This window comes from Anaerocolumna sp. (genome assembly GCF_032079385.1).
Taxonomy (GTDB): Bacteria; Bacillota; Clostridia; order Lachnospirales; family Lachnospiraceae; genus Anaerocolumna.
The window spans coordinates 73,616-87,688 of the sequence record NZ_DAMAUC010000003.1 but is presented as its reverse complement, the minus strand read 5'-3'; the positions used below and the strand labels follow the sequence as shown (position 1 = coordinate 87,688).

Below are 14,073 nucleotides of genomic sequence, written 5' to 3'. Positions count from 1 at the left end.
TAGGAGTGTCACCGTAAAGCAAGGGCGGCGAAGTCCGTTTATCTCGACCCTTGCTTTATGGTGGCACTTCTGCTTTTTCGTTTAAAAGCTGTTGATGAATTTTACAGAGATGCGTGGTATAATTTTAATAATATTTAAGGTAAAGGAGGTATGTTGATATGAAATCAATTCTAATTGGAAACGGAATTAATATTCAATTTGGCGGCAAAGCATATGCTAATGAATTTATTATGAAACGAATAAAATTTCGAGCTAAATTAGGTTCTTACGATGCACTATTCGGAAACACATTAACTGGAGAAGAAATAGTCAACATTTTTAATGATTTTGCCAAATTAGCAAACGATATTCGTAAAAATGAATATGATGAATATGTATCAGATGATGAAACACAATACGCCCTAAAAGATTTTAAGAAAAGATACACAGAAAATGTCCATAACTCACATGAAGTTATGCTTGAAGATTGGTTTTTTCTCTTACATTTATTTTTTCTGAAAAATATAGATTTGCAGAGCGAAAGAATTTCTGCAATACAAGGATTTGAAAGACTTATACTTGATGCCATTTATAATAGCGGAAAAATTCAAGAATTGTATCTGAAAATGCCGAAAAAAGCTAAACGATTTTTTAATAGTTTTGATTGTTTGTTTACACTCAACTACGATAATAATGTTGAAAGTCTTATTAAAAGAGGAGTTTTTCATCTACACGGTGATTATTCTATTCTCGCCAATAGCGAAAACCCAAACAATGTCCAAGGGTATATAAGAACACAGGCAGGTACAACCATTGTTGTCAAAGGCATGGAGCATTGTCATTGTAACGCATTATTAAATTACAGCGGCAGGCTGAAATACAAGATAGCAAAACAGTTTGAAGATTTGCTCGAAGCATCAGAGGCATTTTCATTCCGATATGAAAATGACAGTATGTTTGTTCGTGACCTTAATGCTTTAAAAGCACAAAAACCATTTGAATATGAAATGATAATGACCAAAATAAGAAACCCTAAGCTTAATATGGCAACTAATTATCATTTTAGTGATTTTGAGAAAATACAGGGAGAGCTATCTATTATAGGAATGTCACCAAATAATGATGGTCATATTTTTGATTTGATAAGTAAAAACAAAAACATAGAAAAGGTTTTATTTTACTTTTACTCCGAGAAAGAGCGACAATTTATTGAAGATACATACTCTGCCGAGTTATTTGAATGCCACAGTGTACAGGAACTCTGGGAAACATTAGATTGCGTGACTCCGACATATAATTGTAAATACTCTATCCCATCTGAAATTGATAATTTTATTTCATGCTGCAATGCACTTTCAGGGGATACAACGACAAAAGAACGCATATTAGCTGAGATTGCCGCTACACCACAGTTTGAGATGGATAGATTGTGTAACCTTGTTAAAGAGGATATGATGATACGCAACCCCGACCACAAGCCTACTAATGAAGCTGATTTCTTTAAATCAGTGTCCAGTATAAGCTACATTGCTTTACAAGAAGGTGTATTACCATCCACATTACAGTTAATATGTATTATGAACTTTAATAAGATGAAATTTTGATGCTATTAGTTTGAAAAGAGTTGCCGTTGGCAACTCTTTTTTCTTGCCCCAAAGGAGGTGTTATTATGGCTACCACAAGGCTAATTGCCATGCACCAAAACAAAGGAAAATCCATTGCCGATTGCCTTGCTGACCGCACCGATTATGCTAAAAATCCCGAGAAAACAAATGAGGGTGAATTGTTATCCTCCTACGAGTGCGACCCTAAAACGGTGCAGGGTGAGTTTATGCTATCTAAGCGGCAATATGATGATATAACAGGCAGACAACAGGCAAGTAATGTTATCGCCTATCAGATACGACAGTCCTTTAAGCCCGGGGAAATTACACCCGAGCTTGCAAACAAAATCGGTTATGAATTGGGCATGAGCTTCACCAAAGGCAAACACGCATTTATCGTTGCCACGCACATAGACAAATCCCATATCCATAATCATATTATTTTCAATTCCACTTCTCTTGACTGTACCAAAAAGTTTCGGGATTTTAAGAGAAGTGGCAAGGCTCTTGCCCAAATATCTGACCGCCTTTGCCTTGAAAATGAGCTTTCCATTATCGAAAATCCCAAACGCTCCAAAGGTCATTATGGTATGTGGCTTGGGGATAAAAAAGCTCCATCGCACTCTGACAAACTAAGACAGACCATAGATGAGGTGCTTGCCGGGAAGCCTAAAACCTTTAATGAGTTTTTACAGCTCATGCAGGGCGCCGGATATGAAATGAAAAGCGGTAAGCACTACTCTTTTAAGAGTGCGGAACAAAAGAAATTTATCCGACTGCGTTCTCTTGGCGAGGGCTATTCCGAAGATGAAATCAAAGCAATCATTGAGGGTAAAGCACCGCAAAGAGAAGTTAAAAAGTCCTCTGCCAAACAACCGAAAAGACAAGAAAAATCCGTTAATCTCCTTGTGGATATTCAGACAAAATTACAGCAAGGCAAGGGCAAAGGCTATGAGCAGTGGGCAAAGATTTTCAACCTAAAGCAGATGGCACAGACCGTTAATTTCCTGCAAGAGCATAAGCTCCTTGCCTATACCGATTTAGAGGAAAATGCGAAGAAATGCACCGCTACTTTCGATGAGCTGAACATACAAATTAAGACCGCTGAAAAGCGTATTGCTGAAATACAGGCTCTTAAAAAGCATATCTTCAACTATGCCAAAACCCGAGATATTTACACCGACTACCGCAATGTAGGCTACTCTAAAAAGTTTTACGAGGAACACCGTGCCGAGCTTACCTTGCATAAGGCGGCAAAGGCAGCTTTTGAGGAACTGGGTGTAAAAAAGCTCCCTACAATTAAAGCACTGCAAGCTGAATGTGATGAGCTGTTTTCCGTAAAAAATAAGGCTTACAGCAAGTACCATGCCGCAAGAAAAGAAATGCAAGATATTCTGACCGCAAAGGCAAATATCGACCGCCTTTTGGGAATGGAACAAGAACAAAAGGCAAAAGAAAAATTACAGGATCAGCGTTAAGCTACCCTGTGATTTTACAGCACCATTTATGGGGCGTAGTACGATGATTTATCATCGTTTCAGTGGGGATTGGGGATACTCCCCAACAAGCAAAAGCATACGGTGGTCACCCGTATGCCCTGCTTGCCATTTTTGTTCGCAAACAATATCCGCATCCTTTACAGTGTGATTTACTTTTACTATCATGGTTATAATAGGTAGTAGAAACTACTGGTACATAAACACCAAAAATTAGAAAGGGCTGATACAAATGCTGACCTTTGAAAAGGTTTTAGAGGTATTCAAAGATTATTTAGAAAAAGACACTATTTGTGAGGTGGTACACACAAAGCAAGGCTATACCGTTATGTATTGGGACGGCAAAGGCGAAGAATGGTATAGTATTGATTACTGTAAAACCCCCGAAGATATGATTGAGGTATTGTTAAATGGCTATTCCGATTACTTAGAACAAGGCTACACACACAACCACCGGAATTTAACCGATGATGAGCGTTTAGAAATTGACAATACTTGCAATGCTCTAAGGCAAAAATGTAATAGTTAGACAAAGCCAAAGGCACGGAACAAGAGGACATTACTCCTCCATATCCCGTGCCTTTAACACGCCTTGTATCGCCCATTGTACCACCGTCAATTCTTTATCACTAAGTGAGTTAAGTGCAAAGTCAATCTGACTGCGTAAATCACTCTTACTATCCTCAGTATTTGGGTAAAAAAATTGGTCAACAGAAATATCAAGCAAGGTCATTAGCTGATAAAAAGTATTAAGCCTTGGGTGTTGCCCTCTGTTCTCTATGTACATTACATTTCGTGGAGAACGGTCAACAAGCTGTGCCAGTTGTTCCTGTGTCCACCCCTTTGCTTCTCTTGCTGATTTTATCGCTTTGCCGATGGGACGAAAATCAAGTTTTCTTTCGTCTTGGTACATTCTAATATCACCCCTTATCATTATACATTTCAGGTAGTAATATTTGAACGAAGTGTAATTTGATGAATAGTACAGTTTGATTTCATGTTCATATAAACAATCTTGCTATTATTTAATATTCCTTTTAATTAACAGATTGATATAAAATTTTTAATTATATCAACCCTTTCAAAAGAGGACAAGAAAGTGAAGAATGTATTAACTCCCGTATATAGCAGCTATATCATGTATTCTACGTTTCATCTCTGTACGGATATGCAACGGCTCTAAGCACTCACATTTATCTCCATAACTGAGAAGAATATTGTAGTAGTAATCGTTCTCTTTGAAAGGAAAGTTGACAATGTAATGCTCATTTCCATCGGGAGAAAAATCTTCATAAGAGCAAAAATCAAGAACCATATCCATCACAGATTTATGAATACGGATTTTAATTTTTGTTTGCATCGTTTCCCAAATTTCTGCAAAGTCTAAAATTGGCTTTTGATAATCTCGTGGTATAAAAGTTTCTTCTTGTATTTGTAGGTTTGACATACGAGATAGTCTGAATAGACGATAATCATTTCTTTTATTGCAATACCCTTGTAGATACCAATGACTACTTTTTAATACAAGCTGATACGGCTCGACTGTTCGCACAGATTTATTTCCGTGGTGGGCTATATATTCAAAGGTCAGTAGCTTGCTTTCCTGCAAAGCTGCTTTGACAATTTCTAAATATGGTTGTATGTTGCTATTGCCCATCCACGGACTTAAGTCTATACATATCTGATTTACTTTTAATTCAATGTCTTTTGCTCTGTCAGCAGGAATAAAACTCTTGACTTTTGCAAGAGCGTTTACCAGTTCCTCACCTTGCATCATATTGGCAAAATTGGAAAGCCCCACCAAGATAGCAGAAAGGTCGGCAGTCGAAAAAACCTTTTTATCAACTTTGTATTTCTCCATGATTTCAAAACCGCCGCCCACACCAGGTGTTGAACGAATAGGAATACCCGCCATGTTGATAGTGTCTACATCACGGTAAATTGTGCGAGGCGAAACTTCAAACATATCTGCTAACTCCTGTGCACCAATACGCTCTTTATCAAGGAGTATCATAATAATACTAACAAGCCTATCTACTTTCATTTGATTGCCGCCTTTCTAATTTCTTTTGATTACTTTAGATTGTTGTCATACTGCTGTCAACAATTACATGATACAATAAAAAAGAAAACAAATCAAGCAACGCATCAGGAGGATAAAACTATGCAGAAAAAAGCATTAGTAATAATCGACATTCAAAATGATATTACAAAGAATTACAAGGAAATTATCGAAAATATCAACAAAGCAGTCGATTGGGCGGTCACTAATGATATTCATGTTGTTTATATTAGGCATGAAAATTTATCAGACGGCACAAGAACTTTTAAGCCCAATACACATGGGGCTGAATTGGTTTCAGATATGAAATTGGTATCAAACAATATTTTCACAAAATGCAAAGGAAACGCATTAACCAGTGAGGAGTTCGTTGGCTTTATTCGTAATAATGAGATATATAATTTTTATATAGCGGGAGCAGATGCTGTTGCTTGTGTTAAATCGACCTGTTACAACTTATGCAAAGCAAATTATGGCGTTAATGTCCTATCAGATTGCATTACCAGTTATGATAAAAGGAAAATTGACGAAATGCTGCGTTATTATGAAAGCAAAGGCAGTAAAATCATTAGTTTAAGTGACTTGTTGCCTAATTAACATCTTTGAAGCAAAATACTAATAATTATAAAAAATGACAATGGAGGAAATTATGATTACAATTTATGTGTATGTTCTTGATACTTTAGCCGACTGGGAACTCGGATATGTTGCTTCGGAGCTGAATTCCGCTCGCTTTTTCAAAAAAGATGCACAGAGTGTATCTCTAAAAACTGTCAGTTATTCAACAGACCCAATCCGTACAATGGGCGGACTTACAATTATGCCAGATTGCTTGATTGAGGAAATGGTTGTGAGTGAAACAAGTGTATTGCTATTGCCGGGTGCAAATACTTGGAACGACCCAAGGCATGAAGAAATTATCGAAAAAGCAGGTGAATTCCTTTCAGTAGGAGCCATGGTGGGTGCAATCTGCGGAGCCACCGCCGCGCTTGCCAATGCAGGGATTTTAGATAATCGCCCGCATACCAGTAATGGGGCAGGGTTTCTCGAAATGGTTTCTCCCAATTATAAAGGAAAAAGCTTTTATATCGACAATTCATCTGTAGCAGACAATAACCTCATTACCGCAGGTTCTACCGGTGGCTTGTTGTGGGCAAAGCAAATCATTGAACATTTGGGCGTATTTCAATCAGACACACTGGAAGCTTGGTATAACTATTTCAGTACCGGAGAGCCTGAGTATTTCTTTGCCCTCATGCAAACTTTGCCGTCTATCGATGAAAACTGATACATCTTCATCATAAATGGAATGTCATACAAATAATCTTAAAATTTGCTTGCTGCACGAAGCGGAAATAAAAAAAACCGTTGTTGTGGCAGCAGAGTAGCTATGCCTTAGACAGAATAAAGTAACCTAACGGCGGTTTTGAAGTAACAATCAAAGCCGCCGTTTTTCTTTATAAAAGTAAAACAAGGTGGGTGTATTAAAGTCGCCCTTTTAAGGATACGGCGGTATCTTTGGAGGTATCGCCGTGTTTACTTATGCTCAATCCCTTGGTAATTTATCAAAAAAAGTTTTGCTCCATTGTGGGACGATTACGGACAACCACACGAAACTACAAACTACATAGCAAGAAATAATTATGCTCATGCCCGATTGAGATTTTATGAATTTCAGTCGGGCATTTTTGCGTTTATAGACCCTCGCTGTCGTTCTCCACCGCCGTCCTTTCGATTTCAGCAAACCCCAAAATCGAAAGGATGGTACAACCATGAAAACAATAAATTTAAAAGATTATTATGCCCACATAGGCATAGATACCTATATTGATATTCCCGATGAGATATTTAACATATTTGAAGAATACCGCAAGGCAGAGCAAGCCTATCAAAGCAGGATACGCTACCACAAAGCGTATTACTCCCTTGACCGTGATGACGGCATTGAACATAGCGCCTTGTTTGTTTCCCTCTCACCCGATGAGATATACGAACGCAAGCTGACAAACGAACAGCTCCATGCTGCTATTGCCACATTGCCCGATAAGCGGGCAAAGCGGATATATGCTCACTACTTTTTAGGAATGAGCAAAACCGCTATTGCCAAAGCCGAGGGAGTAACGGAAAAGGCAATCAGAAATTCCATTGAGAGAGGTTTAACCTACATGGAACAATATTTGAAAAATAATTTGTAATCCAAGTCCGAATATGCCCTCTTTTTCTCAAGGTATATGAGAGAAAGTTTTTCTCTCATATACCAAACATTAAAACTTGTTCCTTGAAAATTTCATATACGATATTTTGAGTACATTACTTATGTGAGCCGAAAGGCAAAGCGACTTAACAGACATCGCCAAGACAGCGGTATGGGGAGGTGAATACAATACTGCCCGAGCGATAAAATGGACTGTTAGACCGAGTTTGGCAACTCGTTCGCAATGACCCACATAAGGGACAATGATACTTCAATACGTTTCGCCCCCTTTACGAGAGAAACAGGGGGAGTTCCTGCGGTATGCGTGGCTTTTGAAAGGACAAGCTACGGTATTGTGGGGCTATGATGCTGTGCTAACAGCAGCTCAAAATATCCCCCTTGCCGGGGTGCGTGGCAAATACGGCAAATAAGCAAACATAATCGCACCACATTTTTATTTAATGTAAACTTGCGGTGCGTTTAGTTTCATTCATGCTAATAAAACGACAAACTTTTCATAAATAAAAAATTTGCTTATACTTTATGTAAGCAATGCACTTGGAGGTGATTGCGAATGGAAAATATCAAGGAAACGTCCAACAATGCTCCCAAAGCTCCTGCTCCCAATCAAACATTTGAGAAAACAAAAGCATATCAAGACTTCATAAATGTACTTTCTCAAATTATTGAAAAACACGGTGCAGAAGTTTTAGGTGAAATAAACCGTGCGAACTGAAAAACGCACTTGTGTATTGATGTTTTCCAATAATATATTGGAGGTATGACTATGAATAGGAGTGGAAAAAAATGTGTGCTTTACCCTCGTGTAAGTACAGAAATGCAAGTTGATGGATTTAGCTTAGATGGGCAAAAAAACAGCTTAACACGGTTTGCAGATAGAGAAGAAATGGAAGTTGTAAATATCTATGAAGATGCAGGAAAATCCGGCAAGTCCATTGAGGGCAGACCTGCATTCAAACAAATGCTCAGTGATATTAAAAACGGTTTAGACATTGAGTATGTTTTAGTATATAAGCTCTCTCGCTTTGGACGAAATGCCGCCGACATACTTAACTCTTTGGAACACATTCAATCTTTTGGTGTGAATTTGATTTGCATTGAAGAAGGCATTGACTCATCGCAGACAAGCGGCAAACTTCTTATCTCTGTATTGTCTGCCGTGGCTGAAATAGAGCGTGAAAACATTATTGAGCAGACCATGAACGGGCGAAAGGAAAAGGCTCGTCAAGGTGGTTGGAATGGTGGATTTGCTCCCTATGGATATTACCTAAAGGATAAACAGCTTTACGTTCAAGAGGAAGAAGCCGATGCAATACGCATTATTTTCGATAAATTTGTTAATGGCAATATGGGATTTTATAAAATTGCCAATTACCTCAACTTGCAGGGCATCAAAAAGGTAAAACGGGATAACGGAACATTAACACAATGGAGTACCCATTTTGTCAGAATGATAATTGACAACCCTGTATACTCTGGAAAAATCGCTTTTGGCAGACGAACAAGAGAAAAGGTCAAAGGCAGTAAAAACGAATACCGCCAAGTACACCAAGAGGAATATATCCTTGCAGATGGTCAACACGAAGCTATTATAAGCGAGGAATTATGGAATAAAGCTCACGAAAAGCGAGAAATAACAGGTGTAAAATCCCCATCGAAAATAGGTCGGGATAGAGCACATTTGTTAAGCGGTATCTTGAAATGCCCGAAATGTGGCGGTCCGATGTATACCAACAAACACGCATGGACGAACAAGGACGGTACATATAAAGAGATTTACTATTATGTGTGCAGCAAGGCTCTAACAGCAAGAGGGAAAAGCTGTGACTATAAAGCCATGCTCAAGAAAACAGATATAGAGCCGCTTGTAATTGAAGCAATCAGAGAGCTAATTCAAAATGAGGATTTTGCAGCCGAAATAAAATCAAAGATAGGCAAGCAAATTGACACTTCTACCCTCGATAGAGAGCTAAAAAATTACGAAGTCAAACTTCGAGAAGTTGACTTAAATAAAACTCGCCTTGAAAATGAGATTGACAGCTTGCCGGAGGATACCCGCTTTAGGGAACGCAAGCTCCATGATATGACCCTCCGCCTTGATGGACTGTACGATGTTATCGTTGAACTTGAAGAAAAAATTGAAGATGTAAAGCTCCGCCGCAAAGCTGTGGAGCAAGATGCAATTACCTTAGAGAACATCTACACCCTGTTGGCAAACTTTGAAAAGGTGTATGACAAAATCAGCGATGAAGAAAGAAAATCCCTAATTTCTTCGTTAATCAAAGAAATAGAGATTTTCCCATGTGATGACTCAGAGCTGCCCCTAAAGTCCATTTTATTTAATTTTCCGGTTTATAAGGACGGTGGAGATGTCTACGAATTTTTGTTGGACAAAAGTACGCACCTCTCAACATGTGTTGAAAGTTACTTCTTATACTACATGGCGAAACCGTCACCTTTTGAGAAAAAGTTAATAATCCATTTAGTGGGATACCTTTTACCCCATTTCAATACCCAAAAGAATTATTGTTCCGTATCTACTCCATAATGTGCTTCATCATAAACCAAAAATTCACAATATCGAAAAAACCTTATAAACAATCTTCTACACATTTTTTTATTGCTTATATATTCATAAGCCTTTATGAGATTAATAAAATCACCATATCCTCCATTCTTTTTTAGGTGATTCCATAATTTTGCTGTCAGCCCCTCCTTTTCTATAATGCGTCCTAGCGGCATATATAAATATAAAGAATTTGAAGTGTAATATGTATCATGAGGAAATTTGCAAGATTCCATATAAGTCAGTATTTTATCAACATTTCCATCAATCTCGTACACTCTATCCACAATCATATTCCAATCCTCGCCAGACTGAATTATTATATGATTATGATAATCCATTAGCTCATTAAATAATTTCTGCAAATACTTTTTAGTTTTACACTTTGCAACCTTTTTACAAAACTTGTTTTCCGCTGAAGCCCTATCAATCTCATGCTCCTGCGTTATATTTCTTACATGCACCCCTATATTTTCGTTTTGGCAAAAATCTAGGTAAAATTGAAATAGTTCATCGTCCCATTGTACAGGTGTTGATATCCAACCCTTGCCAGCATAATATTTTATTTTATCTTTTATATCCTCTTTTTCTTTCTTATCATACCAGTCACTCTTGTAAATCAATAATAGTATTTGTAGCTTCATTGATATTGATTCCTCATTATAATTTTCAATATCAAAGTAATTAAACCACAATATTATTTCATCTACTGACTCTCCAATTTTTACCAATGTCTTGCTATATTGCAAGATCAAATCGTTAACCTGTAAATTATTTGATACTATATTTTTCATCATTTCTTTTGCCAGTTCAAGATCATTCTCTAATAATATTTCTATTAATCTTTTAATCGTTGAACATCTGTAGTTTTCATCAGTAATCTGATTTATTGCCAATATCATTTGAAAATATTTTTCTGTGAACGCTTGCAATTCATTCCATTCAAAATAATATTTATTCCACATAATTTCCAAAGCGTCTAACAGAAAAGTATCTACTATCCCATCCTTTCTCCATCCGTGTCGAATAACACCTGAATTCAAACCTTTTCTAATATATTCTAAACTATTGTCACTATCAAAATTGGCGTACAAATATGCCATGTTGAAATATTTCTTAACATTTTCTGTTGTATCAAAGCTTTCATTGCCTTGATAGGATTGTTTAATAGATGGTAAAAACCTCCTTATTAGTTTGTCGCAATCCTCTACTTTTTCATTTTTTAATAATTTAAATAACAATCCCATATGAATTGTATTTTCTGCTTTCTGACTCAATATCTCAAGAAGATTTTGCCGTTCTGCATATTCCAATTTTTTCTCGCCAATAACTAATGCAAATATACTTGTAACTTCATAAGTAATGTTTGTAAAGCGATTAAAAATTGTATTATTATAATCAGAAAAAAACGCCGTCAGTAGCCTTGTATACGTTATCTCACCATCTAATATTTTTGCATAATTACAGTATAAATTCTGATACAATACTCTGGTATCATATTTATATTGTTCACTCACACAATTTCGTTTTAATACCATGCTCAAGAAAGCAGCCTTATTATGTTCTTTCTTGAAACCGAATAAATCCACCCATCGCTCTATACTTAATCGTTCAAATTTTTCTTCTATTACCTTTTCTTCTTCTGCTGTTAACTCAAAATCAAAATATTTTTTAAGCATCACAATACCCTTTGTTTTTTCAGTACAGTGATTTAAACATTTTCTAAGTTTTTCTGAAATCTCCTTATCTTTTAAATATCTTAAATTCTGAACCCGAATCAAAAAATTACACAAACATTCTATATTTTCATCTGTAAATAAATCCAGTAAACTTAATACTTCATCGAATCTATATCTAAATACAACTTCAAAAAAAGCATCACACAGCCTCTCGTATTCTGTTTCTCTGGCCACAACACTTTTTCTAATACCATTTTTATTTATATCCTCAAGCTTCTCTCTTGCACTTTTTCCAAAAAAAATTAACTCTATAAAAATCTGTGCTCCTTTTTCCTCAAAGAAAGCGTTATTCACCTTTTGAAGCAATTCCGGATATTCTTTCCTTATGAAACATATAGATTGCTGCAATTCTTGCACTGCTTTTAAAGCTACATCTTTTTTATTACATTTCCAAAATATTTCTATGCTACACAATACAAAGCGAAATACTTCTTCAAGTGGATCTGGTATTCTGCCGATACTTGACGCCCTTTCACTTTTAGCAATGCTTTTTATATAAGATGCATCAATCAAAACATTACCCTTTAATGAAAGATTTTCATCCTGGATTAAACGATAAAAAACATTATCCTCTTGTGCAGCTATTGCATAACAAAATTCATTTAAGTATTTATATCCCGGTTCATCTGCTCCCCATAGTGGATTTTTTCCCATATATGTTTTAAACAATCTCACTTCTATTGAATATGGCAACTGTTTTTCTTTATCACTTCTATCTTCTAAATAGGGTAAAACAAATTCATCAAAGAGTTCATAATTAGTAAATATTTGTTCTTTCCGCAAATTACCAACATCGTACTTATACAAATCATATAAAGATAGCGTATAAAAATACTCCTGATATCGTCTATGTTGATATGAGTAAAACTCATCTTCCGTACCATTCTCAAAATATGTTTCTAAAATGTAATTGCAGATCGCATTTACACCTTTGTAGCTTAATTTAGGAAACCTTTTTGATACGATATTTCTAAAATTCTTTTGCGATATAATTACCGATTTACTACAATGCATCTGATAGGCTATTCGCTTATTTATTTCTAATATCTCATCTGACTGAGGTTCCGGTAAATCTAAAGCTGTTAACTTATTCTTCCTTTTGCTATTCCAATAATGATCTTTTAGCCAAAACAAATCATAAATCGTTGTTCCATCATTAACATGATTAATAGAATCATAAAATAAATTAAGCAATAATATATCCTGTATTTCACAAAGTAATTTTTTATTAGTCACTTTCAGACTTTTAAGTTTCTCAATCTTTTCTTTCTCTCTCCTACTCTCAAAAAATGAAAACATCTTTTTTTCATCCAGTTCTTGAATCTCATAGGAAGCATTTTCTTTAACACAATCATACAAATACATATTGTTACTGGACATTTTTCGAACAGACAAAATAATCTTCTTTGTACTCTTTTGTTTTACCAGTTCTTTAATATACGACACTGTTTGTTCTGCAATTTCACTCGAAACCTCATCCAGACCATCAAATAAGTAAATTACCGAGTAATTATCAAAATCCAATTTATATTCTGTTTTTTTAGCAATGATAAGCTGTTCTAAAGGACAGGCCGAACAGTATTTTAACTTAATCAAGATTGGAATACTCTTATTTTTAGATATTGCCGCAATCTGCTCATAAAAATTTTGATTACTTCCACTTAATATCATAAATATTTTATCAAAAAGTACACTTTTACCTGTGCCAGGTAAACCTCTAATTACTGATATTTCGCTACTCACTAGAAGGTCATCAACAAGTTCTTCACTATTACTTAATCTTTTTTCAGCACACAATACCTCTAATTCTAGATAATTGTCACTTGTTAAAAATGTTCTTTTTTCAACGTCTACTATATCGGCAAAATATTCCAATTCCCTTCCAGTGCCAAAAAACAACTGACATAAATCCAAATTTTCCTTTTTATTTAATGCTGTTTCAAAATATGATCTTCCTAACCATTCCAACTTAGCTCCAAGCTTTCTAGCTGATTCATCTAATTCTTTTTTTGTAGGAGACATCGACAGTCTCGCATTACAATTATAGAATATCTTAATAACATCCAAATCAGGAAATAATGCTAATGCTTTTTTAACAGAGTGTTCTATTTGCTTATAGTCCATACTTGGGCTAAAATACTTTGATTGAAAGCCGTAGAATTTTCCTTTATACTTGACTGGCTCTGTCTCCAATCCAGCTTGGTTAAAATCTGCAACTATACACTCTGTATGAACAAACCTACTAAAAAGATGTAAGCACAGAGTTTCAAATGCATCTGTATACTTTTTATTTAATATTTCAAATTTTGCCCAATCAAGCTCTATCATCATTTTTATTCCTATCCCTTCAGAATACCTTCGCTACCTCTTGCACCCATTAATATATTTTATCACACCACTCCATGTTTTACT

11 protein-coding genes are annotated in these 14,073 nt (G+C 35.8%); 8 read left to right on the top strand and 3 right to left on the bottom strand.

Translation table 11 applies throughout. The features are described 5' to 3' along the window. Positions 1-158: 158 nt before the first annotated feature. From RT261_RS03675 to RT261_RS03665, 3 genes are all read left to right on the top strand, one after another. Entirely contained in the window at positions 159-1,583 is a 1,425-nt protein-coding gene (locus tag RT261_RS03675; protein ID WP_313129501.1) for a hypothetical protein, read from the top strand. Between the two features lie 65 nt (positions 1,584-1,648). Then, positions 1,649-3,061 (top strand): relaxase/mobilization nuclease domain-containing protein, encoded by a 1,413-nt coding sequence (locus tag RT261_RS03670; RefSeq protein WP_313129498.1) that lies wholly within the window; start codon positions 1,649-1,651, stop codon positions 3,059-3,061. Between the two features lie 250 nt (positions 3,062-3,311). Next, a complete protein-coding gene (locus RT261_RS03665; RefSeq protein ID WP_313129496.1) occupies positions 3,312-3,608 on the top strand; it encodes a hypothetical protein in 297 nt (98 codons plus the stop codon). Between the two features lie 30 nt (positions 3,609-3,638). Here the strand turns inward: RT261_RS03665 and RT261_RS03660 are convergent, their stop codons facing one another. Then, complete coding sequence (locus RT261_RS03660; RefSeq protein WP_313129494.1) at positions 3,639-3,992, bottom strand: helix-turn-helix domain-containing protein; 354 nt, start codon at positions 3,990-3,992, stop codon at positions 3,639-3,641. A gap of 198 nt (positions 3,993-4,190) precedes the next feature. Next, a complete protein-coding gene (locus tag RT261_RS03655) occupies positions 4,191-5,123 on the bottom strand; it encodes a helix-turn-helix transcriptional regulator (protein WP_313129491.1) in 933 nt (310 codons plus the stop codon). Between the two features lie 120 nt (positions 5,124-5,243). Between RT261_RS03655 and RT261_RS03650 the strand changes: the two genes are divergently transcribed. The 5 genes from RT261_RS03650 to RT261_RS03630 all read left to right on the top strand — a co-directional run bounded on the left by RT261_RS03650 (position 5,244) and on the right by RT261_RS03630 (position 9,904). Beyond that, on the top strand, positions 5,244-5,738 hold the full coding sequence (locus tag RT261_RS03650; RefSeq protein ID WP_313129489.1) for a cysteine hydrolase family protein: 495 nt from the start codon (positions 5,244-5,246) through the stop codon (positions 5,736-5,738). A gap of 52 nt (positions 5,739-5,790) precedes the next feature. Further along, complete coding sequence (locus tag RT261_RS03645) at positions 5,791-6,429, top strand: type 1 glutamine amidotransferase family protein (protein WP_313129486.1); 639 nt, start codon at positions 5,791-5,793, stop codon at positions 6,427-6,429. 484 nt (positions 6,430-6,913) lie between these two features. Next, positions 6,914-7,336 (top strand): RNA polymerase sigma factor, encoded by a 423-nt coding sequence (locus RT261_RS03640; RefSeq protein WP_313129484.1) that lies wholly within the window; start codon positions 6,914-6,916, stop codon positions 7,334-7,336. Between the two features lie 573 nt (positions 7,337-7,909). Next, the gene (locus tag RT261_RS03635) at positions 7,910-8,071 is read left to right on the top strand and encodes a hypothetical protein (RefSeq protein WP_313129482.1); all 162 of its coding nucleotides are present in this window, start codon (positions 7,910-7,912) and stop codon (positions 8,069-8,071) included. A gap of 51 nt (positions 8,072-8,122) precedes the next feature. Continuing rightward, the gene (locus RT261_RS03630) at positions 8,123-9,904 is read left to right on the top strand and encodes a recombinase family protein (protein WP_313129479.1); all 1,782 of its coding nucleotides are present in this window, start codon (positions 8,123-8,125) and stop codon (positions 9,902-9,904) included. Here RT261_RS03630 and RT261_RS03625 read toward each other — a convergent pair. After that, entirely contained in the window at positions 9,880-13,989 is a 4,110-nt protein-coding gene (locus tag RT261_RS03625; protein WP_313129477.1) for an NACHT domain-containing protein, read from the bottom strand. The genes RT261_RS03630 and RT261_RS03625 overlap by 25 nt on opposite strands. Positions 13,990-14,073 lie beyond the last annotated feature (84 nt).

Excerpts from the sequence above, each read along its gene's own strand:
- RT261_RS03675 (WP_313129501.1), top strand. The coding sequence starts at position 159 with ATGAAATCAATTCTAATTGGAAACGGAATTAATATTCAATTTGGCGGC.
- RT261_RS03635 (WP_313129482.1), top strand. The coding sequence starts at position 7,910 with ATGGAAAATATCAAGGAAACGTCCAACAATGCTCCCAAAGCTCCTGCT.
- RT261_RS03665 (WP_313129496.1), top strand. The coding sequence starts at position 3,312 with ATGCTGACCTTTGAAAAGGTTTTAGAGGTATTCAAAGATTATTTAGAA.
- RT261_RS03640 (WP_313129484.1), top strand. The coding sequence starts at position 6,914 with ATGAAAACAATAAATTTAAAAGATTATTATGCCCACATAGGCATAGAT.
- RT261_RS03670 (WP_313129498.1), top strand. The coding sequence starts at position 1,649 with ATGGCTACCACAAGGCTAATTGCCATGCACCAAAACAAAGGAAAATCC.
- RT261_RS03655 (WP_313129491.1), bottom strand. The coding sequence starts at position 5,123 with ATGAAAGTAGATAGGCTTGTTAGTATTATTATGATACTCCTTGATAAA.
- RT261_RS03645 (WP_313129486.1), top strand. The coding sequence starts at position 5,791 with ATGATTACAATTTATGTGTATGTTCTTGATACTTTAGCCGACTGGGAA.
- RT261_RS03625 (WP_313129477.1), bottom strand. The coding sequence starts at position 13,989 with ATGATAGAGCTTGATTGGGCAAAATTTGAAATATTAAATAAAAAGTAT.
- RT261_RS03660 (WP_313129494.1), bottom strand. The coding sequence starts at position 3,992 with ATGTACCAAGACGAAAGAAAACTTGATTTTCGTCCCATCGGCAAAGCG.
- RT261_RS03630 (WP_313129479.1), top strand. The coding sequence starts at position 8,123 with ATGAATAGGAGTGGAAAAAAATGTGTGCTTTACCCTCGTGTAAGTACA.
- RT261_RS03650 (WP_313129489.1), top strand. The coding sequence starts at position 5,244 with ATGCAGAAAAAAGCATTAGTAATAATCGACATTCAAAATGATATTACA.